The sequence below is a fragment of the Nocardia panacis genome, assembly GCF_003598715.1.
GTDB lineage: Bacteria > Actinomycetota > Actinomycetes > Mycobacteriales > Mycobacteriaceae > Nocardia > Nocardia panacis.
Genome location: NZ_QZFU01000045.1, coordinates 351273 through 372617 on the forward strand (window position 1 = coordinate 351273; position 21345 = coordinate 372617).

Genomic DNA, 21345 nt, shown 5'->3' on the forward strand with positions numbered 1-21345 from the left:
GTAGGATCGGCCGATGGACTGGAGGTTTGCTGAGCCGGGCCGGGGTGGGGACGAATGAGTGCGGGGGTGGCGCTCGAGGCATTTGGGCTGGTCAAGCGGTATGGGGGCGTGGAGGCGCTGCGGGGGGCCAATTTTCAGGCGCGGGCGGGGGAGGTGGTCGCGCTCATCGGGGATAACGGTGCCGGGAAATCGACGCTGGTGAAATGCCTTTCGGGGGCCGAACGGCCCGATGGCGGGGAGATTCGGTTGGCGGGAGAGCGGGTGGAGTTTGCGACACCCACGGCCGCGCGGCGGTTGGGGGTGGAGACGGTGTATCAGGATTTGGCGGTCGCGCCGGATCTGGATCCGGCGGCGAATCTCTTTCTGGGGCGCGAGATTCCGCGGCGCGGCCTGCTCGGCAAGCTGGGCATGCTCGACAAATCCGGAATGAAAGCCCAAGCGGTGGAGCATTTTCGGCGATTGGGCGTCACCTTGCCGAGTATCGATGTGCCGATCGCCGCACTGTCGGGCGGGCAGCGGCAGAGTGTGGCGGTGGCGCGGGCGGTCATGTGGGCCAGTCGGGTGGTGTTCATGGACGAGCCGACGGCGGCGCTGGGCGTGGTGCAGCGCGAGCGGGTGCTCGAGGTGGTGCGCCGGGTCCGCGACGAGGGGATCGCGGTGGTGCTGATCAGCCACAATATGCCCGAGGTGCTGGCCGTCGCCGATCGCATCGAGGTGCTGCGGCTCGGCACGCGGGTGGCCCGTTTCACCGCAGCCGACGCGACGCTCGAGCAGTTGGTCGCGGCCATGACGGGCGCGCTGACCCACGACGAGGATGCCGCATGAGCACCGATATCCCGCGCCGCACCCTGCGTCAACGCCTCGCGGGCGCGAGCACGATCTGGATCGGCGTGGTCCTGGTCGCGCTGTGTGTCGTCTTCAGCATTCTGCGGCCCGACGCCTTCCCCACCCGCTTCACCTTTCAGACCCTTCTGATCGAAACCTCCGTGCTGCTGGTGCTTTCGGTCGGGATGACCTTCGTTATCATCACCTCGGGCATCGATCTCTCGGTCGGCATGGTGCTGATCTTCTCGGGCGCGCTGAGCGCCAAATCCATGGAATGGCTCAGCCCCGCCGAGGATGCCACCCACGCCGGTTGGGGTCTGATCGCGCTCGGGTTCCTGTTCTCGGTCGCGGGCGGCGGACTCTGGGGCCTGCTCAATGGATTCCTGGTGGCCAAGGCCAAGATTCCGCCGCTGATCGTCACCCTCGGCGCACTGGGTGCGGCGCTGGGTGCGGCCCAACTCGTCACCGGCGGCGTCGATACCCGGACGGTGCCCGAAAAGCTGCGTGATTCATTGGGTTTCGGCACCTCGCTGGGTGGCATACCGAATCTCGTACTGGTCGCGGTCGCGGTCACCGCGGTAGCGGCGTGGGCGCTGCGCACCACCCGCTTCGGCCGCCACACCTATGCCATCGGCTCCAATGCGGAAGCGGCGCGCCGCGCGGGCATCCCGGTCACCAGACATCTGATCACCATCTACCTGATCACCGGATTGCTGGCCGGCCTGGCGGGTTTCATGAATCTGGCCTATTTCGGCACCACCACGATCAGCGGTCACGGCACCGACAATCTCGACGCCATCGCGGGCGTGGTGATCGGCGGCACCAGCCTCTTCGGTGGCGTCGGTTCGGTGATCGGCACCGTGATCGGGGTGTTCATCCCGTCGGTGCTGCGCAAGGGTTTCCGCATCGCGGAGGTGCCGGTGTTCTGGCAGCCGATCGCGGTGGGCGTGGTCTTGGTGGCGGCGGTCTGGTTCGACCAGGTGCGCCGCCGGGCCAGGGACCGGAGATGACAACGAACTGAGAGGTGCCGGGATGAGAGCGAAGCGGACGGCGGCGGCCTTCGGCGCGCTGGTGGCGGCGGGCGCGCTGCTGGCGGGCTGTAGCGGCAAGGTCGGTGAATCCGGTGGCAATGACGCGAAGAAGCTCGTGCTGATTCCGGGTGTCGCCGATGAGCCCTTCTATATCTCCATGCAGTGCGGCGCGCAGGAGGAGGCCGTCAAACTCGGCTACAAACTGGATACGCAGGCTCCGACGCAATTCGACGCGGGTGCGCAGACTCCGGTGCTGAGCGGTGTGGTGGCGGGCAAGCCGGGTGCGGTGCTCATCGCCCCGACCCACGCCACCGCCATGGCCAATCCGATCAAACAGGCCAGGGACGCGGGCATCAAGATCATCGAGGTGGATACCGCACTCGACGACACTTCGATCGCGCTGTCCTCCATCGCCTCCGACAACAACAAGGGCGGCCGCCTCGCCGCGCAGACCCTCGCGAAGCTCGTCGGCAACAAAGGTCCGGTGCTGGTGATCAATACCAAGGCGGGCACCTCCACCACCGACGCCCGCGCGCGGGGTTTCGAGGAGGCACTGCACGAATACGCCGAAATGTCCTCGCTCGGTGTGCAATACAACAACAACGATGCGGCGCAGGCCACCGCACTGGTCACCGCGACTCTCGCGGCCCACCCGGATCTGGCAGGCATTTTCGCCACCAATCTGAGCTCCGCCGAAGGCGCGGCCACCGGACTGCGCAATGCCAATAAGCTCGGCCAGGTCAAGCTGGTCGGCTTCGACGCCAGCCCCAAACAGGTCGAGGATCTGAAGGCCGGAACTGTGCAGGCCCTCATCGCCCAGGACCCGGCGGGGATCGGGGCCAAGGGCGTCGATCAGGCGGCCGCCGCCCTGGAGGGCAAGCCCGTCACCCGCACCATCCAGACGGATATGGTCGCCATCACCAAGGCCGATATGGATGCCAACCAGAAGTATTTCTACAAACGTCGCTGCTGAGCGGAGCCCGCGGGCTCGCAGTCAATCCTCGACGCGCACCGCGTAACCCGCGACCTCGAGCGCCCCGAGCACCTCGTCCCGGTGGTTCGGGCCTCGGGTCTCCATGGTCAGCGACACCTCGACCTCGCCGACCGCCAAGGCCGTCCCGGTGCGCGAATGCGCGACGTCCACCACGCTCGCCCCGGTCTTCCCGACGACCGTGAGCAGGACGCTCAGCGCGCCGGGACGATCCGTGAGCGTCACCCGCACCCCGAGGTAGCGGCCCGCCGCACTGAGCCCGTGCCCGATCACCCTGGTCAACAGCAGCGGATCGATATTGCCGCCGGAGAGAATGGTCGCGACCGTGCCGCGCAGCGCCAATTCCGTCTCCTCGCAACTGATCAGCGCCGCCACGCCCGCCGCGCCCGCGGGCTCGACGATGAGTTTGCCGCGCTCCAGGCACAGCAGCAGCGCGCGCGAGAGCGCCTCCTCGTCCACCGTGACCACGGTGTCGACGCAGGCGGCGACGTGCGCGAAGGGCACCGCGCCGGGCAGGCCCACCGCGATGCCGTCGGCCATGGTCGACATGCTGTGCGCCCGAACGGGTTTCCCCGCGGCCAGCGAATCCGGCCAGGCCGCCGCCTCGGCCGCCTGCACCCCGATGACCCGCACGTGCGGGGCGAGGCGCCGCAGCGCGACCGCGACCCCGGCCAGCAGTCCGCCCCCGCCGGTGGGCACCAGCACCGTGCCCAGATCCGGATGCTGTTCCAGCATTTCCAGCGCCACGGTGGCTTGACCGGCCACCACATCCGCGTGATCGAACGGGTGGATCAGTGTCGCACCGGTGTGTTCGGCGAATTCGATCGCGGCGGCGAGCGAGTCGTCGACGGTATCGCCGACCTGCTCAACGGTGGCGCCGTATGCCTTGGTGGCCGCCAACTTCGGCAGTGACGCGCCGATCGGCATGAACACCGTGGACGCGATGCCCAGCGAGGTGGCCGCCCAGGCCACACCCTGCGCGTGATTGCCCGCGCTGGCCGCTACCACACCCCTGGCTCGATCCCGCGGGGTCAGATTCGCGATCCGGTTGTAGGCGCCGCGCGGTTTGAACGATCCGGTCCGCTGCAGGTTCTCGCATTTGAGCAGCACCTCGCCGCCGATGCGCTCGCCGAGCACCCGCGAGGTCACCAGCGGGGTGCGGCGGATGACCGGGGCCAGCAGTGCGGCGGCCGCCTCGATCCGATCGAGTCCGATCAGGTCCATGTCCCGATCCTGCCGGCTACCGGCGGGTCTGTCGCTGGTGCGCACACCGTGTTGGCACACTGACCAGTTCCGCCCCGTGGCGGCGCGGCATGCTTGGGCAAGGTGCCTCGCCGGAGGCGTTTCTCGGCTACCGGGTTTCGGACTCGGGCGCACCCGACTCGATCGCGGCTCAGCGGTGTCGGTCCGTTTTGGCGAAGTGATGCGCGAGCGCCCCGAGCCGGGCCAGCCGGGCATCCCCGAGCGGAGTCAACTTGCCGCCGAGGCGATTGGTGAGGAAGCCGAGCGCCATCCCGGTGCTCGGATCGGCGAACGCCCCGGACCCGCCCAGCCCGAAATGTCCGAAGGCCGAGACGGGTTCGGTCCTGGACGGCTTCATCGGCACGCCGTGGTAGCCGAGCGCCCACGGAACACGGAGCGCCAGTACGTAATCCGGGCTGAAGACCTGGCGGCGAGCCATCGCGCCGATGGTGCGCTGCTCCAGCAGCCGCACACCGTCGATCGCGCCGCCATTGGCCAGCGCCCCGTACATGCGGGCCAGCGCGCGGGCCGAGAACACCCCGTTGACGCCCGGCATCACCGAATCGTGAATGCGCGCATCGGAAACCAGATCGGCGAATCCGCGCGGCGTCGTCTCGGCGGTGGCCGCGAGACGGGTGCGGGCGAGCAGGCGCGAGCCGCTCTCCCAACTCATTCCGGCCACCGTGAGTCGGGGGAAGTTGGGGGCGATGCGATCCCGTTCGTCTTCGGGTACGCGGAACCAGAGCTCGTCGGCCCCGAGGGGTTCGGCGATCTCGGTGCGCAGCACCTCGGTGAAGTCGGCCCCGGTGACCCGGCGCACGAGTTCGGCGGTCAAGTGCCCGTAGGAGATTCCGTGATATCCGCTGGTGCGGCGGTGGCGCGGATCGGGGGTCGTGGCGGCCAGCGCCGAGGTGACGGCCGCGTCGTCGAAGAAGCGTTCGTCCGGGCCGGGCAGCAGATCGCGCAGCCGGTGCAGTCCGGCGCGATGGGTGAGCAGGCCGCGCACGGTGATGTGATCCTTACCGGCGCACGCGAATTCGGGCCAGTAGGTGCCGACGGGTTTGTCGTAGTCGAGCAGTCCGCGCTCGGCCAGTCGATGCACCAGTGTGGAGACCACGCCTTTTCCGGTCGAGTACGCCATGGCGACGGTGTCGTGCCGCCACGGCTGTCCGGGCCGGGCGAATCCGGCCCACACGTCGACCACCGGCACACCGTGCTGGTACACCGCGAGCGCGCCGCCGCCGTCGGATGGGCGGCGGAACAGCCCATCGAAGGCGGCGACCAGGCCGGCGTAGCGCCGGTCGACGAACTGCTTCGGCGAAGAATCTGTCATCACTGCCCCTCTGTCGCGAATCCCGCCAGCATGCCGGCCCGTTCGCGCAGGCGCTGTCGAGTGAGAGCAGTGCCACTGCGTGCGACCCGCTGATTCGAATCCTCGCCTCGAGGGCTACTGTGTCGCCGAGCCCAGGGGATGGGCGAATCACCGCGGGGAGAAAAAGGGGGGAAGTATGCCGTGCCGCAACAGATTCCGGTCCGCCGCGTTCGTTCAGGGAGGTCGGTTGCCCTATCCCGCACCTGCCAAGTCGCATACCTATACCAAGATATGCGCACCTATCGATGGGTTCGCGGGCTCCGGGGTGCCTGGAACGAAACGGAAAAGAGAGGCAAGGACGGGATCCGGCCCCGGCGGGCACCGGGACCGGATGCGACTACGGCGTTTTGCTCAGCACATCCTCGACGACATCGAGCACCCCGGACAACCACGGGGTGTATGCCGCCGGATCGCTGGCCAGTCCGACGCGCAGCGTGTCGATCCCGATCCAGGCGTAATCGCTGATCTCATCCGGATCCGGTTGCGGCGCCGCGTCGAACAGCGTCCCGATGAGCACGTGATCCCATTCGTGCTCGACCCGCCCGGTCGCCGGATCGCCCGCCCGGTAGCTGAAAACCCCGATCTCGGTGAGTGCGGCCGACAACCCGAACTCCTCGTAGAGGCGCACGGCGGCCGCCTCTACAACCGGCTGACCGGGAGCCGGATGTCCGCAGCAGGTGTTGGTCCACAGATTGGGAAAGCGGGTCTTGACGGCGGCCCGGCGCTGCAACAGCACCCGCTCCGCACCGTCGAACAGCAGCACGGAGAACGCCCGATGCGCCAGACCCGGTGCGGTGTGCGCCTGCGCGACCGGGCACGCGCCGACCGCGCGGCCCTGCGCGTCGACCAGTTCGACAGGCAGGTTCTCGCGGTCGATGGCCTGTTCGCTGTGGTTGCTCACCGCCCCACCTTATCCGCCGCGATCAGCAGGTATTGGAAACTGCCCTCCCGGTAGGCGGTGAGGAAGGGCGTCTCCACACCGGTGGCGAGTTCGGATTTGCCGCGCAGTTCCCAGTACGGGATGGTGGCGGCGGTGAGGTCGACCACATCGATCGGGACCAGGTTGTTCTCGGCCAGTGCGCGGAAGTACTCACCGCGCGGGTGGATCATGCACCCGTAGTGGGCGTCGATCCAGCTGACCGAGGCCGATCGGCCTCCGGTGACGTCGTTGGAGCAGCCCGTGATGCACACGTACCGCCCACCCGGCGCGAGCAGCCGGGAGAATTCGGCGAAGAGTTCGAAAAGGTCGACGTACATGGTGGTCTCGTTGGTCCAGATCCCGCGCAGACCCCCGGTGGGGAAGCCGCTGTCGAGCATATTGCGGAAGTGGAAGCGCACCTTGTCGGCCACACCGCGCTGCTCGGCCTGCTCATTGGCGAACCCGACCTGGTATTCGGAGATGGTGACCCCGTCGACCCGGCAGCCGAAGCGCTGATTGGCCATGAAACTGGTGCCGCCCCGGCCGGATCCGCAGTCCATGAGGCGGTCGGTGGGTCTGACCGGACCCAGGTGGTCGAGCAGTGTGACCGCCTGCGCGGTCTCCAAACGATGCAGTTCCTTGACGATGCGTTCCTGGCGGGTGTCCTCGGGACCTTCGAGCACCGACAGGTCCGGTTCGCCGATGCCGTAATGGTGGTGATAGAGGCCGTCGACCTCGCCGAGCCTGATGTTGACGCGGTCGTCGTTGGGATTGTTGTTCCAATACGCCGCGACCGAGCGCTGATAGCTGGTGCGCAGGACAGCTCCGGTGGCGGGATCGATATCGGTATTGAGCATGGTCATGCGGAATCGTCCTCTCAGTCCTGATAGCGCTTGCTCGCGGCGTGCCAGGCGCGATTGCCGCCCATCCACGCCCACAGCCCGGTGAGGAATCGCCGCAACTCCGGTGATCCGGCGGCGGCGAGTACGGCGGCCTCGCTCTCGAAACGGCGCACCAGCTCGTCGTGCACGTCGGCGGTGCGTTGGACGGCCTCGCGGCGCGGGCAGTTCTCCTCGGCCGCCAGCACCGTGGGCAGGTTGAATTCCCGCCCGTTCGAAAGATCCTCGCGGGCCATGGAATACAGGTCGTTGACCATCTGGGAGGCGAGCGCCGCGGTGGTCACCACCCGACGCACCCGAGGATCGCAGTATTCGGCGGGCGACAATTCGTAGCCGCCGACCGCATCGATCGGGGCCATGCAGGGTAGGAAGCTGTGCGGTTGACGGTTGGTCAGGTATTCCCACACCGGTGGCATCCGGTGCGCGGCGCGCCAGCCCGCTTCGGCCGCGAGCGCGATGAACCACCCGCCGATCTCGGTACGCAGTCGAGCCACCTGGGCCGCGGTGGCGTAGTGCCCGATGTGCTCGAAAGAGGTGCGGAAGGCGCGCAGGATGGGATCGGACTGCAGCGCCCGCTCGAGCTGTGCCTGGTACCGCACCGGTAGATGCACCGGATCCATCGCGGCGGCGGCCATCTCGAGTTTGGGGCCGAGTTCGGCCGCCGCGTCGGACGCCGATCCGTCCGGTGCGGTGTCGGCCGCGTCCTCCTCGCAGTAGTAGTCGTCCACCGACCATTCCGTCACCGCGCATTTCGCCGCCGCCAGCAGTCGGTCGGCGTCGTCGCAGTCCGGATGCGCGAGCATGATCAGCCGCCCGAAATCGGCGTTGCGCAAGGTGTCCAGCCTGCCCTCGTACAGCCCGATCCCCTCGGCCCACGTGAGCAATCCGGCATTGACCGCCGCGCCCAACTCCGGATCGTCGCGCACCGGTGGTGGACAGTAGAGCGCGGGGATCCCGGCCCCGTTGTCGGTGCGCCGAGGCGATCCGCTGTCCAATTCTGTTGGGCCGGATGGTGTTTGTCGCTGCGGTGCGGACGCCCGCACATGGGTGAAGTCGGTTCCCAGTCCACTGGGTCCCAATGGCACCCAGACGCGCCGCTCGGGCGCCGCTCTCGAAATGGCCTCCGTCGCAGATCGCGGTGCGGCAGAGTCGGATTGCACCGAAGTCGAGGGATCGGCATTCGCCGGCTCGGCGGGGGAGACCGCACCACCGGGGGCGGGCGCCACACGGACACCCGCCTCGAGCAAGGGTTCCAGCAGCCCCGAGGCGCCCAGCCCGGTGGGACCCGGCAGATGCGACGGCGTCGGCGAATCCGCCTCGTGCGACGAATCACGGTGCGGCGCGGCGGCTTGCGGGGATCGCGTCGGCAGCAGATCCGCCGGGGCGGCCGCGGAGTCGGCGAGGAGCGCGGCGACGAGGGCGGCCAACTCCGAACCCGCCGGTGATGCCGCAGTACGGGAGAGTACCGACATCGCCTGTCGCCCCCGATCAGTCGGCCTGCCGGGCGACGAGGACATTGTCGAGTATCCCCAGCGCGTCCGGCACCAGCACCGCCGCCGAGTAGTAGCAGCTGACCAGATACGAGATGATCGACTGGTCGTCGATGCCCTTGAAGCGCACGTTGAGGCCGGGCTCGAATTCGTCCGGGATGCCGGTCTGGTGCAGGGCGATCACGCCCTGGTCCTTCTCGCCGGTGCGCATGGCCAGGATCGAGGTGGTCGCGGTGTCGCTGACCGGAATCTTGCTGCACGGGAAGATCGGCACCCCGCGCCAGGCGGGCACTCGATGCCCGTCGATGTCGACCGGGTCCGGATACAGTCCGCGCTTGTTGCACTCCCGGCCGAAGGCGGCGATCGCTTTCGGGTGCGCCAGGAACAGTCGGGTGCTGCGGCGCATGCTCAGCAGGTCGTCCATGTCGTCCGGGGTGGGCGGGCCGGATTCAGAGTAGATGCGCTGTTTGAGATCGCAGTTGTTGAGCAGTCCGAACTCCGCATTGTTGACCAGGTCGTATTCGCGGCGTTCGTAGAGCGCCTCGACGGTCAGGCGCAACTGCTGCTCCACCTGGTTGTGCGGATCGTTGAACAGGTCGGCGACGCGGGTGTGCACCCGCAGCACGCTCTGCGCCAGGCTCAGTTCGTATTGGCGGGGCGTGGCGTCGTAGTCGACGAAGGTGCCTTCGAGCAGTGGTTCGCCGGAGTGACCCGAGGCGACTTCGATATCGGCCTCGCCCTTGGTGTTCTGCGCCCGCAGGGGTGCTGCGGCGAAGCGGGTGAGTTGCTCGGCCAGTGCGGGGGCGAGTTCCATCTGCTCGCGCAGCGCTTGCCGGGAGAGGGTGAGAATGGTGGTGCGCGTGGTGGTTCGGACCGTCATCGGCCAGATGGCGTCGGCGTCGGTGAGCATGGCGTCGCCGAAATAGTCGCCGCCGCCGAGCATTCCGATCTTGGTCTGCTCGCCGTATTCGCCCGCGCCGATCTTCGCGAGTTTGCCGTGCACGATGAGCAGGACGTGGTCCATGGGGTTGCCGAATTCGGCGACAACGGTCCCCGGATCGAGGTCACGCTGTTCGAATCGGTGCGCGAGTGCGCGCAGAATCTCCTCGTCGTCGAAACCGCGCAATTGTGGAAGTTCTTGCAGTTCCAGGGGTATCACCCTGGCCTGCGATCCGTCGATGACGAATTCCACCTCGCCATTGCCGACGGTGTGGGTCAGCCTGCGGTTGACCCGGAAGATACCGCCGTTGACCTGCGTCCATGGCAGCATGCGGGTGAGCCAGCGGGACGTGATGCCCTGCATCTGCGGTTCGGACTTGGTGCTGTGCGCCAATTGCGCGGCGGCGGTGGTGCTGAGGCTCTTGCGTATGTGATTGTCCGTTTGGACCGGCATTTCGATGGTCATGCGCTTTCCTCACTCGAGGGGTTTTCGAGAAGTGTGTGCACAATTGATCGGCAGATCCGAGAAGGATCTGCGAATAACTCGGGTGGTGCGAATCCATCTGCGCGACAGTGCGTTCGGAGCCGGTACCGATGGTATGCCCGGAAACCGCTCGAGCGCAGCGGAATTCGGGGAAATATCCGACGATCCGAGGATGGTCACGACACGGGATCGATCGGATGCCGCGGCCGTGCCCGGATGGGTGCGCGCGGGTCGCGGACGTGGTTAGCTCGGCGTTTCGCCGCGGATTGCCCACCGGATTCGGCGGCGTGTCCGAAGAACTGTGGAGTCCGCGTGTCGAGCCGGATGCGCGGGCACATACTGAATGGGTGATGTGGAAGGCTGACAGCACAGCACAGCCGGATGCGGTTTCGGTGACGGCGGCAGGGGGCAGGAGCGGATCGTGAAGTTCAATGCGAGGAACGTGGTCGGGTCGGCGCGACGGTTGCTGGCGACCGCGCAGAACGGGCTCGAGGTGATCCGTTTCGGCGGGCTGACCCAGGATGTGGCGGCTTCGCCGTACGAAGTGGTGGAGCGGCGGCGAATGTATCGGCTGCGGCACTATTTCCCGGACGAGCCCGGTGCGGGTCGCCGCCCGGTGGCGCTGCTGGTGCCGCCGCTGATGGTCAGCGCCGACATCTGGGACGTCAATGCCGAAGACGGGGCGGTCGGTATTCTCCAGCGCGGTGGAATCGACTGCTGGGTGGTGGATTTCGGTTCGCCCGCCGCGGAGGAGGGCGGTTGGCAGCGCGACCTCGCCGACCATGTGCTCGCGGTGAGCAGCGCCATCGATACCGTCACCGAGGCCACCGGCGCGCAGGTGCATCTGATGGGATATTCGCAGGGCGGCATGTTCGCCTACCAGAGCACCGCCTATCGCTACGGCCGCGGCGTGGCCTCCATCGTCACCTTCGGCAGCCCGGTCGACATCGTGGCGGGGATGCCGTTCGGCCTGCCCTACGGCATGGTCTCCGATATCGCCGATTTCCTGGCCGACCACGTGGTGACGCGCCTGCCCATCACCGATGCGATGGTCCGGATCGGATTCCAACTGCTCGATCCGGTGAAAACGGCGAAGTCGCGCATCGATTTCCTGCGTCAACTGCACGATCGGGAGGCGCTGCTGCCCAAGGAGCGGCAGCGCCGCTTCCTCAACAGCGAGGGCTGGGTCGGCTATTCCGGTCCCGCGGCGGCCGATCTGCTCAAGCAGTTCGTCGCCCACAATCGAATGATGCTGGGCGGCTTCGTCATTCGGGATCAGCCCATCTCGCTGGCCGAATTGAAATGCCCGATCCTGGCCTGCCTGGGCGAGGTGGACGATATCGGTCAGCCCGCGGCCGTGCGCGGCATCCTGCGCGCCGCGCCGAACGCGGAGGTGTACGAGGCGAGCGTGCTGTCCGGACATTTCGGCATGGTGGCGGGCAGCACGGCCACCAAGCACACCTGGCCGCTGGTCCGCGACTGGATCGACTGGCTCGAGCGCGAGGGTCCGCTGCCCGACGGCGTCGCCCCGATGACCGAGCACGTGGCCGCCAATCGCCCGCGCACGGCGGCCACCAGGGTTGTGCACACCACGGCGGCGCTCGCGGAGGCGGGGGCAGGGATGGGCAAGGCCATCGAGGGGATCCTCAGCAGCACGGTGCGCGGCTCGGTCGAACTGGCGGGGGAGGCCGCGCGGGCGCTGCCCCGACTGACCCGACTCGGCATGATCCAGCCGCACACCAGGATCTCGCTCGGTCGGCTGCTCGCGGAGCAGACGCGGCGCGCGCCGCTGCGCGACCTATTCCTCTTCGACGACCGGGTGCACACCAACGCCGCGGTCAACGTTCGCATCGATAATGTTGTGCGCGGGCTCATCTCGGTCGGCATCCGCCCGGCCCAGCGGATCGGCGTGGTGATGGAGACCAGGCCCAGCGCGCTGGCCGCCCTGGCGGCGCTGTCGCGATTGGGCGCGGTGGGGGTGCTGCTCGCACCGGGCAGCGAACTGGCACGCGCCATCGAACTCACCGGTGTGACAACGCTGATCGCCGACCCGGAGAATCTGCGCCAGGCGGTGGCCACGGGCGTGCGGGTGCTGGTGCTCGGCGGCGGCGAGACACGCGCACTCGATATCCCCCTGGGGGACAACCTGATCGACCTCGAGCAGATCGATCCGGCGCTGGTGCGGGTGCCCGCCTGGTACCGCCCCGACCCCGGTTTGGCGCGCGAATTGGCCTTCGTGCTGGTCAGCGGGACCGGAGATCGCCTGGAGGCCAAGTACATCACCAATCACCGGTGGGCGCTGTCGGCCTTCGGCACCGCGACCACCGCCGACCTGGACCGCCGCGACACGGTGTACTGCCTTGCGCCGCTGCATCATTCGTCCGGACTGCTGGTGAGCCTGGGTGGCGCGGTGGCGGGTGGGAGCCGGATCGCGCTGGCCCGCTCGCTGGATCCGGCGCGTTTCGGCGCCGAGGTGCACCGCTACGGCGTCACCGTTGTCACCTACACCTGGACCATGCTGCGCGACATCCTCGACGCCGAGGTCTTCCCGGCCGGGCACAATCATCCGATCCGGTTGTTCATCGGTTCGGGGATGCCCGCGGGGCTGTGGCGCCGCACCACCGAACAGTTCGCGCCCGCGCGGGTGGTCGAGTTCTACGCCTCCATCGAGGGAGATGTGGTGCTGGCCAATGTGACCGGTGCGAAGGCGGGCTGCAAGGGTCGTCCGGTGCCTGGCACGGCGCGGGTCGAGTTGGTGGCCTACGATCCGGCCACCGGTCACAACCCCACCGATGAGCACGGATTCGCCCGCCGCTGCGCCGACAACGAGGTGGGCCTGCTCCTCGGGCGGGCCGCCGAGGGCGTCGACCTGTCGGCGGGCGGTCTGCGCGGTGTCTTCACCGCGGGCGATTCCTGGATGCCCACCGAGAATCTGTTCCGCCGCGACGCCGACGGCGACTACTGGCTGATGGACCGCCTCGATACGGTGATCCTCGCGTCGCGCGGCCCGGTCTTCACCCAGCCGATCGTGGATGCCCTCAACGACCTCACCCCGGTGGATATGGAGGTCGCCTACCCGCTCGACTCCGCCGACGGCGTGCTCGCCGTCGCCGCCGTCAGCATTCGCCACGGCTTCCAAGTCACGGGCCACGATCTCACCGAGGGTCTGCGCGATCTCGATCCGGCGCAGCGTCCCGACCTGATCCACCTGGTCGCCGATATCCCGCGCAGCCCGTCCTACCGTCCGGTCGTCCGCGCCACCCGGCCCGAACCCGGTCCGCATGCCTGGCGCTACCACTGGGACAGCGATTCCTACGAACCGTTCACCGTCGAGGACGCCGAATCCCTTTTCCCTTGAACGTTATCGGCGCCTGAACGCCATCGGCTCCCTGCGGTACGAATACCGCAGGGAGCCGATCGAATTCACCAGCGGTAGTCGGTGATTCCCTCGACGACCCGCGTCAACTGCGATTCGGTGAGCATGGGCCACAGCGGCAATCGCACCAGCGTGCCGGAGAATTCCGCGCTGCGCACGCACGCGACCGGTGTGCGACCGTATTTGAGCCCGGCGGCACTGGAATCCAACGGCACATAGTGGAACGGCGCGACGATGCCGCGCCCGGCGAGGTGGGCGATGAGCCCGTCGCGCGAATCCTCGGTGGGCATGCGCAGGTAGTAGAGGTGCGCGGTGTGTTCGGCCTCGGCGGGGACATGCATGAGGTGAACACCCTTGCGGGCCGCCCACTCCGGAAGGGCCGCGGCATAGGTGTCCCACACCCGGTGCCGCTCCTTCTGGATGGTTTCGAAATCGTCCAGTTGGGCGTCGAGCACGGCGGCATTGAGTTCGCTGGGCAGATAGCTGGAGCCGATATCCTGCCAGGAGTACTTGTCCACCTGTCCGCGCAGGAAGCGGGCGCGGTCGGTGCCCTTCTCGCGCATGATCTCCGCGCGGCCCATCAGGATCTCGTCATTGAGCAGCAGCGCGCCGCCCTCGCCGCAGTGCACGTTCTTGGTGTCGTGGAAACTCTGGGTGCCCAGCGTGCCCAGCGTGCCCAGCCGACGTCCGCGCCAGGCGCCGCCGAGCCCGTGGGCGTTGTCCTCGATGATCGCCAACCCGTGCCGCTCGGCGAGATCCAGTAGTGCGTCCATATCCGCGGCCACACCGCCGTAGTGCATGACCAGCACGGCCTTGGTGCGCGCGGTGATCGCCTCGGCCACCGCCACCGGATCGATATTGCCGGTGCGGGTGTCGATATCGACGAACACACAGGTGGCTCCGCGCAGCGCGATCGAGGTGGCCGCCGAGGTGAAGGCGAAACTCGGCACGATGACCTCGTCGTCCGGACCCAATTCCAGCAGCAGCGCGCCCAATTCCAAGGCGTGCGTGCAGGAGGTGGTCAGCAGCGCGTGCGGCGCGCCGGTGATCGCCTTCAGCTTCGCGGTGGCCGACTTGGTGAAGCGGCCGTCGCCGTGGCTGTGATCGGAGTCGAGCACCGCCTCCAGGTTTGCCAGCTCACGGCTCGCACGATATGGACGGCTGAAGATGACGCGATCGCTCACTCCCCGTTCCTCTTCTCGGCCGTCGCTGCCGGTGCCGCGGCCCCGCTCTGCCCCGAAACGCTGATTCGTTCGGTCGCATCCGGCGCGTCGATGGTATCGGGCCGCGGCGTCGGCGTATCCACCGTCAGGTATAGCGGTTTGCCGACGAGGATGTGCAGTGCGACCCCGAGATACTCGGCGATCAGGCCCAGGGAGAACAGGATCGCCCCCGAACACAGCAGCAGCACCACGATCATGGAGGCCCAACCCTCCGGATCGTTGTTGTGGCCCTGCAACTTCTGGAACACGATGATCGAGGCCATGATCACCCCGGCCAGCGCCAGTGAGCCACCGAGCAGGCTCACCACGCGCAGACCGCGAGTTCCGCTGCACAGCACCATCTTCCAGAACAGCGAGAACAGTCGCCGGTAGTTGTAGCCGGATTCCTCGCGGCCCTCCGCCCGCAGCACCACCGGCACCGAGACCGTATTGCCGACCACCCAGGTGAGCGCCACGTCCAGATACGCGCCATTGGCCGCGACCTCGGCCAGTTGCCTGCCGATATCGCCGCGAATGAGCCGGAAACTCTCGAAGCGGGTGGAATCCGGGAAGGCGAAGACCGCGGCCAACACCAGTTTGGCTCCGCGCGAGGTGATATTGCGCAGCAGGCCGTGCGGGCGGGTGTTGATCGGCTTGGAATACACCAGGTCGGCGCGTTCGGCCAGTGCGGCGTCGAGGAAGTCGGCGATGAAGGCCGGATCGTGCTGTCCGTCCTCGTCCATGGTGACGATCCAGTCGCCCTGCGCCGCCGCCATTCCGGCGATGGTCGCCGCGTCCTGGCCGAAATTGCGGCTGAGCCAGACCGGACGCACCCGAGGGAATTCCTGTGCGAGCCGCTCCAGTACGACATCGGAGCGGTCCGGACCGTTGTCGTGGACGAGCAGGATCTCCTCGACCACGAAGCTCGCGCCCGCCTTGGTCACGGTCTCCTCGGCGAGTTTGTCGAGCTCCTCGACCAGCGCGCCGATGGTCTGCTCACCGCGATAGACCGGCACCACCACCGAGATCCCGTGGATCCGGCGGTGCTCCTCGGACTGCCTGCGCGGCTCGTGCGCGCGGCGGCTGTGCCCGTTGGTCGCCCGGAGGCGGTGTCCGTCGACGGTCGGCCGGGACGGTCGTGCGGAAGGAATCGGCATTGGCGAGATCGACTTTCGATGACGGTGCGTGCCGGTACTCGTCGCGGAGAATGCGTCGGGCGGAGTCCGGGCCGTGCCGAACTCTAACATGCGGGCGAGGCCATACCCGGTGACGGCATGTAGGGTCTGGAACTCGTGGTGGAAAGCAGCACCCTCGACAAGAAGGACGTCTACCGCTGGGGCGTCTTCACCGCCGTCGGTGTGGCGGTGGGGTACGTCGCGGTACTCCTGGCCAATGTCCGGCATTTCTACACCGACGACACCGAATCCCAGTACGCCCCCCTGTGGGTGATGCTCGGCAGATACCTGCGCGAGGGCCGCATTCCCGCGCTGGCGCCCGAGCACTGGATGGCGGGCAACTACGCCATCGAGGAGGCGGGTCTGCTCAATCCGCCGCAGTTGCTGATCGATCTGATCGCGCCCTCGGTGGACAACCTCGTCGTCTACGCGACCGTCGTCAAACTCCTGTTCGCGATCGTGCTGGGGCTCGGTGTCTTCCGCATCTGCCTGGCCTACGGGGCGAAAGCGCCGTGGGCGGCCGCGGCGGGCGTGGCGCTGCCGTTCTCCGGATGGTTGCTGTTCTTCGACGAGGCCAGTTGGTACACCGCGTTCACCGGGACCGCGTGGCTGGTGCACGCCTGGGCGTCGGCCGTGCGCTACGCGCGGGGTCGCAGTGGGCCGCTGCCGGTATTCGTCTTTCTGTACCTGGCGATTTCGGTGCAGTATGTCTTTCCCGCGGTCGAGGCCGGGCTGATGATCGGCGCTGTGGCCGTCGGTGAGGTCATCTATCGGCGGCGGGGGATGGGGTTCGGATCGCCGCGTGCGCTCGGCGGTGCGATGGTGTCGGCGTTCGGTTTCCTGCCGTGGGTGAAACGGCGTCCGACGGTTGAGCAACAAGGATGGGGGCCGTCGCTGCGACTGCTCGGTGTCGCGGCGTTCGCGGCCCTCGCCGGTGCGGCCACCTATCTGCCGAGCGCCTTCTCGGCCAAGGTGACCTGGCGCGGCACCGCCCAGATCAACAACGACCAATTCCTCACGGTGCCCTGGTCGGAATCGCTCAACGCCGGCTTGCCCAGCACCATGCCCGCCTTCAGTTCGTGGTGGGGCTATGTGCAGCCGCTGCCCATGGTCTACATCGCCTGGTTCCTGATCCCGGCGCTGGCCTTCATCGATTGGCGGCGGGCCAAGGAGAACTGGCAGGAGTTCTCCGGCATCGCGCTGTTCGCCGTCGCCGCGCTGATGTGGACCGCGGGACCCGGCACGATCGGCCCGCTGCGGTGGCCCGCGCGAGTGCTGCCCATGCTGGCCCTCGGACTGCTCGTCCTGGTGTGCGTATTGCTCGGCCGCTACGCCGATTTCGCGAACTGGCGCCGCCGCGGCGTGGCCGGGGGAGTGCTCGTCGCACTGCTGCTGATCCGCACCTATTCGGCCGACCCGCACCGCCTGCCGTGGCATCTGGTAGCCGCGGCGGCCGTGGCACTGCTCGGTGCGCTCGTGGTGTGGCTGGGCAATGTCAAAGGTGCGGCCGCCGCCTGCGCGGTGCTGATCGCCTCGGTGGTCCCCATCGCCTTCGTGCAGGTGTTCGCGGTGCAGCCGACGCCGATGAGCTGGAACCTGCCGGAGAGCCGCGCCGCCATGAAGGCGAAATTCCCGGAATTCGCGGGCACCACACTGCAATTGGCCGACCGCGCACTGATCCAGCCGGGCGAGAAGAACCTCGACGGAGCCTACGGCTCACTCGTCTTCGGCAACTACGCCAAGGATCTCGAAAAGACCTACGTCAGCGGATACACCCCCAACGGGCACTACTGGTTCGGCGAGATGATCTGCATGCGCTGGGACACCAGCGTCTGCCCCGATGCCTACCGCCGCGTCTTCGCCACCGAGCCGAGTACCGGCCGCACCCTGGTCGACCTGATGCAGGTCGACCGCGTCGTCCTGCAACGCGCCCTCTACCCGGACGCCGGGAACCAGCCCGCGCCCACCGGTTGGAAGTGGGTCGACTATCCCGGTCACGAGAAGTTCATCGCCGTCCTCGAACGCGAGGACGGTCCCATCTCCACCCGCAACGGCCGGGTCGCCGACGCGCACGACGTCACCGCCACCTCCGTCGCCGAATCCGATATGACCAGCCGGGTGCGGGTCAACTCCGAGGACGGCGGCCGCGTCGTCTTCGCCCGCCTGGGCTGGCCCGGCTACCGCGCCACCCTCGACGGTCGCGACATCCCCTTCAAAGTGGTGGCCAAAACCTTTGTCGCGGTGGATATCCCGGCGGGCACCCGCAATGGTGACCTGGAACTGACCTGGCGGCCGCCGGGTTGGAAACTCGGCGGCCTTGCCCTGCTGCTCGGTATCCTGGGTGCGGGAGTGTTCCAGTGGTGGTACGTGCGCGGCCGCCGCGACGAACTCACCGACGCGCCCGCCGCCGAACAGGTCGACGCCGCACCGGATCTGGCGGACGCGATCCGATGACGGAGTCGGTGCGGCTCGATCCGGGCGACGGTGCGGTGCGGCAGGATCCGGGTCCGCTGCTGCGGTTGGTGCGGCGGCAGGAGTTGGCGTTCGCGGTGGTCGGCGGGCTGAACACGCTGCTGGGTATGGCACTGACCCTCGGTTGGCTGGCGGTGCTCGGTCCGGGCGTGTCGCCGAGTGCCGCGGTGGTGGCCGCGTACTGCGTGAGCATCCCGGTCGCCTTCGTGCTGCATCGCACGCTGGTCTTCCGGGTGCGCGGACATCTGCTGCGGGATTTCGCCGCCTTCGTCGGGGTGAACTCCGGCGGGATGGTGCTCAACAGTCTGCTGCTCGAACTGGCCGTGCGCGTTCTGCACCTGCCCGACAAGCCCGCCGCCGTGGTGGTGATGGGTCTGGTCGCGGTCGCGAGCTACTTCGGGCACCGCCACATCTCGTTCCGCCGCGCCCCCGCCGCGGCCGCCGATCCCGAGGCTGGGTAGGTTATCGCCCATGTCGGATACCGTTCTGGACCCCACCCTGCTGAGCCTGCTGGCCTGCCCGCAGGACAAGGGGCCGCTGCACCTGGTGCGCGACGAGGCGGGCGCCGCCGTGCTCTACAACCCCCGGTTGCGTCGCGCCTACGCGATCGACAACGGCATCCCCGTACTGCTGATCGATGAGGCGCGCGAGGTGGGCGAGGCCGAAGCCGCCGCCTTCGCCGCGCAACTGCCCAACGACTGACCCGGCCCCGCTCGGCGGAGCCTACTTCTCGCCCCGAGCGGCGAATTCCGCTGCGCCCGAACCGATATCGCCGGTGAGGTAGCGTTGCAGCACCGGCCCGATCGCCGTCACCAATTCCTCGGCGGCCACCTGCGAGATCGGTTCCAGCAGCAGCACTTTGCGCGTCACCAGCAGGCCCGCCAGCTGCGAGGCGACCAGCGCGACCCGCAGTCGACCGTCGTCGTGCGCGGTCGCGATGCGCTGCCTGATCCGCTCCAACACGATCTCGGCCAGGAAGGTCCGTGCCAACGAGGTCTCCCCGCCGCCGATGAGGCTGCGGACCATGGCCACCACGCCGGGACCCGCGGGGGAGTCCCACACCCCGAGCAGAGCGCGCACCATGGTCGCGCCCAGATCCTCCAGCGGCACCGAGGCCACCAGGCTCAGCGTCTGTTCCGGATCGATCGGCAACTCGACCGCCGCCGCGAACAATGCCTGCTTGGTGCCGAAGTAGTGATGCACCAGCGCCGGGTCGACCCCGGCCGCCCCCGCGACCGCGCGGATCGAGGTCTTGTCGAAGCCCTGCTCGGCGAACAGCCCACGCGCCGCGTTCAGAATGGCCGGGCGGGTATCGGTCTGCCCCCGCCTGCGCCCGGTCCGCCCACCGCGCGAACCGTTTTCGGAGGAAGGGGCGGATCTCATGCGGTGCGCCGTCGCAGCGTCGCGGCGCCCAGGCAGAGCGCGACCACCGAGAATCCCACCACCACAAGCAGATCCCGCCACATGGCCCCGGTGGCGCCGGGATGGGTCGACACCTGCTGGAGCGCGTCGACCGCGTAGCTCAACGGCATGACATTGCTGATGGCCTCCAGCCAACCGGGGAGCTGTCCACGCGGAACGAGCAAGCCGCACAGGAAGATCTGCGGAGCCACCACCACCGGCATGAACTGCACCGCCTGGAATTCGGTGCGCGCGAACGCACTGGCCAGCAGGCCGAGCGCCACACCGCACACCGCATCTATCACGGCGATCAACACTACCCAGCCCGGACTGCCCGCCGCTTTCAACCCGAGTAGACCGAAGGCGACCAGGCAGGCGACCCCGGCCTGCGCCGCCGCCGCGAGCGAGAACGCCGTCCCATATCCGCCGAGCAGATCGAGTTTGCGCAGCGGCGTGGTGAGCAGTCGCTCCAGCGTGCCCGAACTGCGTTCGCGCTGCATGGCGATGGCGGTGATGAGGAACATGACGATGAACGGCAGGATGCCCAGCATGCTGATGCCGACCCGATCGAAGAGCCGCACCGGATGCAGCGGATTGACCGGGGTGTCCTTATAGATGAAGTAGAGCAGCGTCATCAACAGCGCGGGCACGACGATGATCATCGCGACCGTGCGATGGTCGTTGCGCAGTTGGCGCAGGATGCGGTCGGTGGTCGCGAGATACGGTCGCAACAGGGTGTTCATGCCGCTTCTCCCATGGTGATGAGGGTGAGGAAGGCGTTCTCCAGGTTCTGTTCGCCGGTGCTGGAACGCAATTCGTCGGGGCTGAGTTGCGCGAGCAGATTCCCCTCCCGCAGCAGCAGTAGCCGGTCGCAATGTTCGGCCTCGTCCATCACGTGGCTCGACACCAGCAGTGTCGTTCCGCCCGCGGCCAATTCGCGGAACTGCTTCCAAAGGTCCACGCGCAGTACGGGATCGAGGCCGACGGTGGGCTCGTCGAGAATCAGCAGTTCCGGCTGGGCGACCAGGGCGCAGGCCAGCGAGGCCCTGGTCAGTTGGCCGCCGGAGAGTTCGTCGCCGCGCTGCCCCGCGAACTCGCGCATCCCGACGGCGGTGAGGGCCGCCTCGGTGGCCTCGTGATCACGGTCGTAGAGGGCCGCGTGGTAGCGCACGTTCTCGCGCACGCTGATGTCGTTGTAGATGCTCGGCGCCTGGGTGACATACCCGATCCTTCGCCGCAGTTCGGTCGATCCCGCAGGCGATCCGAGCGCCGTGACCTCCCCGGAGGCCACGATCTGGGTGCCGACGATGCTGCGCATGAGCGTGGTCTTCCCGCATCCGGACGGTCCGAGCAGTCCGGTGATGGATCCTCGCGGAATGGTCAGCGAGATCTCGTGCAGGACGGTGCGCTTGCCGCGTCGCACGGACAGGTTGCGGATCTCGACCGCATGGGTGGCTTGCGCCATGCTCGCCTCAATTCATCGAGTGTTGAATTCATTGTGTGATGAATTTAGCGCCACCCGTCGAA

The 21345-nt window shown here is 67.9% G+C and carries 18 protein-coding genes; 7 read left to right on the forward strand and 11 right to left on the reverse strand.

Going from position 1 to position 21345, the window contains the following annotated elements; translation table 11 throughout:
- The first annotated feature begins 54 nt into the window (after positions 1–54).
- The 3 genes from D5S18_RS32185 to D5S18_RS32195 are packed head-to-tail and all read left to right on the forward strand — an operon-like array spanning position 55 to position 2829.
- Positions 55–825 carry an ATP-binding cassette domain-containing protein gene (locus D5S18_RS32185; protein ID WP_120044881.1) on the forward strand — a complete coding sequence of 257 codons (771 nt, stop codon included), beginning with the start codon at positions 55–57 and terminating at the stop codon, positions 823–825.
- The gene (locus tag D5S18_RS32190) at positions 822–1835 is read left to right on the forward strand and encodes an ABC transporter permease (RefSeq protein ID WP_120044882.1); all 1014 of its coding nucleotides are present in this window, start codon (positions 822–824) and stop codon (positions 1833–1835) included. Before D5S18_RS32185 ends, D5S18_RS32190 begins: the two co-directional genes overlap by 4 nt.
- 22 nt (positions 1836–1857) lie before the next feature.
- On the forward strand, positions 1858–2829 hold the full coding sequence (locus D5S18_RS32195; RefSeq protein WP_120044883.1) for an ABC transporter substrate-binding protein: 972 nt from the start codon (positions 1858–1860) through the stop codon (positions 2827–2829).
- 21 nt (positions 2830–2850) lie between these two features.
- On the opposite strand, the gene ilvA is transcribed toward D5S18_RS32195, so the two are convergent.
- The 6 genes from ilvA to D5S18_RS32225 all read right to left on the reverse strand — a co-directional run bounded on the left by ilvA (position 2851) and on the right by D5S18_RS32225 (position 10174).
- Positions 2851–4071 carry a threonine ammonia-lyase gene (ilvA, locus tag D5S18_RS32200; RefSeq protein WP_120044884.1) on the reverse strand — a complete coding sequence of 407 codons (1221 nt, stop codon included), beginning with the start codon at positions 4069–4071 and terminating at the stop codon, positions 2851–2853.
- Positions 4072–4240: 169 nt separating this feature from the next.
- The gene (locus D5S18_RS32205; protein ID WP_120044885.1) at positions 4241–5422 is read right to left on the reverse strand and encodes a serine hydrolase domain-containing protein; all 1182 of its coding nucleotides are present in this window, start codon (positions 5420–5422) and stop codon (positions 4241–4243) included.
- A gap of 376 nt (positions 5423–5798) precedes the next feature.
- Positions 5799–6362, reverse strand: coding sequence for an isopentenyl-diphosphate Delta-isomerase (idi, locus tag D5S18_RS32210; protein WP_239004133.1), 564 nt, complete (start codon positions 6360–6362; stop codon positions 5799–5801).
- Positions 6359–7243 (reverse strand): geranyl diphosphate 2-C-methyltransferase, encoded by an 885-nt coding sequence (locus tag D5S18_RS32215; protein WP_120044886.1) that lies wholly within the window; start codon positions 7241–7243, stop codon positions 6359–6361. The genes idi and D5S18_RS32215 overlap by 4 nt, the downstream gene beginning before the upstream one ends.
- A 14-nt stretch (positions 7244–7257) precedes the next feature.
- Positions 7258–8751, reverse strand: a complete 1494-nt coding sequence (locus D5S18_RS32220) for a family 2 encapsulin nanocompartment cargo protein terpene cyclase (RefSeq protein ID WP_120044887.1) — start codon at positions 8749–8751, stop codon at positions 7258–7260.
- Between the two features lie 16 nt (positions 8752–8767).
- Positions 8768–10174 carry a family 2B encapsulin nanocompartment shell protein gene (locus D5S18_RS32225; protein WP_120044888.1) on the reverse strand — a complete coding sequence of 469 codons (1407 nt, stop codon included), beginning with the start codon at positions 10172–10174 and terminating at the stop codon, positions 8768–8770.
- A 439-nt stretch (positions 10175–10613) separates the two neighbouring features.
- On the opposite strand from D5S18_RS32225, the gene D5S18_RS32235 reads away from it, so the two are divergent.
- On the forward strand, positions 10614–13550 hold the full coding sequence (locus tag D5S18_RS32235) for an AMP-binding protein (protein ID WP_120044890.1): 2937 nt from the start codon (positions 10614–10616) through the stop codon (positions 13548–13550).
- Positions 13551–13615: 65 nt separating this feature from the next.
- Here D5S18_RS32235 and rffA read toward each other — a convergent pair whose 3' ends face one another.
- Positions 13616–14752 carry a dTDP-4-amino-4,6-dideoxygalactose transaminase gene (gene rffA / locus D5S18_RS32240; RefSeq protein ID WP_120044891.1) on the reverse strand — a complete coding sequence of 379 codons (1137 nt, stop codon included), beginning with the start codon at positions 14750–14752 and terminating at the stop codon, positions 13616–13618.
- Complete coding sequence (locus D5S18_RS32245) at positions 14749–15807, reverse strand: glycosyltransferase (protein WP_120044952.1); 1059 nt, start codon at positions 15805–15807, stop codon at positions 14749–14751. The genes rffA and D5S18_RS32245 overlap by 4 nt, the downstream gene beginning before the upstream one ends.
- A gap of 255 nt (positions 15808–16062) precedes the next feature.
- On the opposite strand from D5S18_RS32245, the gene D5S18_RS32250 reads away from it, so the two are divergent.
- From D5S18_RS32250 to D5S18_RS32260, 3 genes are read left to right on the forward strand one after another with little or no spacing between them, the layout of a single operon-like run.
- Entirely contained in the window at positions 16063–18399 is a 2337-nt protein-coding gene (locus tag D5S18_RS32250) for a hypothetical protein (RefSeq protein ID WP_439651201.1), read from the forward strand.
- A complete protein-coding gene (locus tag D5S18_RS32255) occupies positions 18396–18878 on the forward strand; it encodes a GtrA family protein (protein WP_120044892.1) in 483 nt (160 codons plus the stop codon). Before D5S18_RS32250 ends, D5S18_RS32255 begins: the two co-directional genes overlap by 4 nt.
- Positions 18879–18888: 10 nt before the next feature.
- Entirely contained in the window at positions 18889–19119 is a 231-nt protein-coding gene (locus tag D5S18_RS32260) for a Trm112 family protein (protein WP_120044893.1), read from the forward strand.
- A gap of 21 nt (positions 19120–19140) precedes the next feature.
- Here the strand turns inward: D5S18_RS32260 and D5S18_RS32265 are convergent, their stop codons facing one another.
- The 3 genes from D5S18_RS32265 to D5S18_RS32275 are packed head-to-tail and all read right to left on the reverse strand — an operon-like array spanning position 19141 to position 21283.
- Positions 19141–19800 carry a TetR/AcrR family transcriptional regulator gene (locus D5S18_RS32265; protein WP_120044894.1) on the reverse strand — a complete coding sequence of 220 codons (660 nt, stop codon included), beginning with the start codon at positions 19798–19800 and terminating at the stop codon, positions 19141–19143.
- On the reverse strand, positions 19797–20561 hold the full coding sequence (locus D5S18_RS32270) for an ABC transporter permease (RefSeq protein ID WP_120044895.1): 765 nt from the start codon (positions 20559–20561) through the stop codon (positions 19797–19799). Before D5S18_RS32270 ends, D5S18_RS32265 begins: the two co-directional genes overlap by 4 nt.
- Positions 20558–21283 (reverse strand): ABC transporter ATP-binding protein, encoded by a 726-nt coding sequence (locus tag D5S18_RS32275; RefSeq protein WP_120044896.1) that lies wholly within the window; start codon positions 21281–21283, stop codon positions 20558–20560. Before D5S18_RS32275 ends, D5S18_RS32270 begins: the two co-directional genes overlap by 4 nt.
- Positions 21284–21345 lie beyond the last annotated feature (62 nt).

Bases quoted from the DNA above. Each gene is read 5' to 3' on its own strand.
- D5S18_RS32185 (WP_120044881.1), top strand. From the start codon at position 55: ATGAGTGCGGGGGTGGCGCTCGAGGCATTTGGGCTGGTCAAGCGGTAT.
- D5S18_RS32190 (WP_120044882.1), top strand. From the start codon at position 822: ATGAGCACCGATATCCCGCGCCGCACCCTGCGTCAACGCCTCGCGGGC.
- D5S18_RS32195 (WP_120044883.1), top strand. From the start codon at position 1,858: ATGAGAGCGAAGCGGACGGCGGCGGCCTTCGGCGCGCTGGTGGCGGCG.
- ilvA (WP_120044884.1), bottom strand. From the start codon at position 4,071: ATGGACCTGATCGGACTCGATCGGATCGAGGCGGCCGCCGCACTGCTG.
- D5S18_RS32205 (WP_120044885.1), bottom strand. From the start codon at position 5,422: ATGACAGATTCTTCGCCGAAGCAGTTCGTCGACCGGCGCTACGCCGGC.
- D5S18_RS32215 (WP_120044886.1), bottom strand. From the start codon at position 7,243: ATGACCATGCTCAATACCGATATCGATCCCGCCACCGGAGCTGTCCTG.
- D5S18_RS32220 (WP_120044887.1), bottom strand. From the start codon at position 8,751: ATGTCGGTACTCTCCCGTACTGCGGCATCACCGGCGGGTTCGGAGTTG.
- D5S18_RS32225 (WP_120044888.1), bottom strand. From the start codon at position 10,174: ATGACCATCGAAATGCCGGTCCAAACGGACAATCACATACGCAAGAGC.
- D5S18_RS32255 (WP_120044892.1), top strand. From the start codon at position 18,396: ATGACGGAGTCGGTGCGGCTCGATCCGGGCGACGGTGCGGTGCGGCAG.
- D5S18_RS32260 (WP_120044893.1), top strand. From the start codon at position 18,889: ATGTCGGATACCGTTCTGGACCCCACCCTGCTGAGCCTGCTGGCCTGC.
- D5S18_RS32265 (WP_120044894.1), bottom strand. From the start codon at position 19,800: ATGAGATCCGCCCCTTCCTCCGAAAACGGTTCGCGCGGTGGGCGGACC.
- D5S18_RS32270 (WP_120044895.1), bottom strand. From the start codon at position 20,561: ATGAACACCCTGTTGCGACCGTATCTCGCGACCACCGACCGCATCCTG.
- D5S18_RS32275 (WP_120044896.1), bottom strand. From the start codon at position 21,283: ATGGCGCAAGCCACCCATGCGGTCGAGATCCGCAACCTGTCCGTGCGA.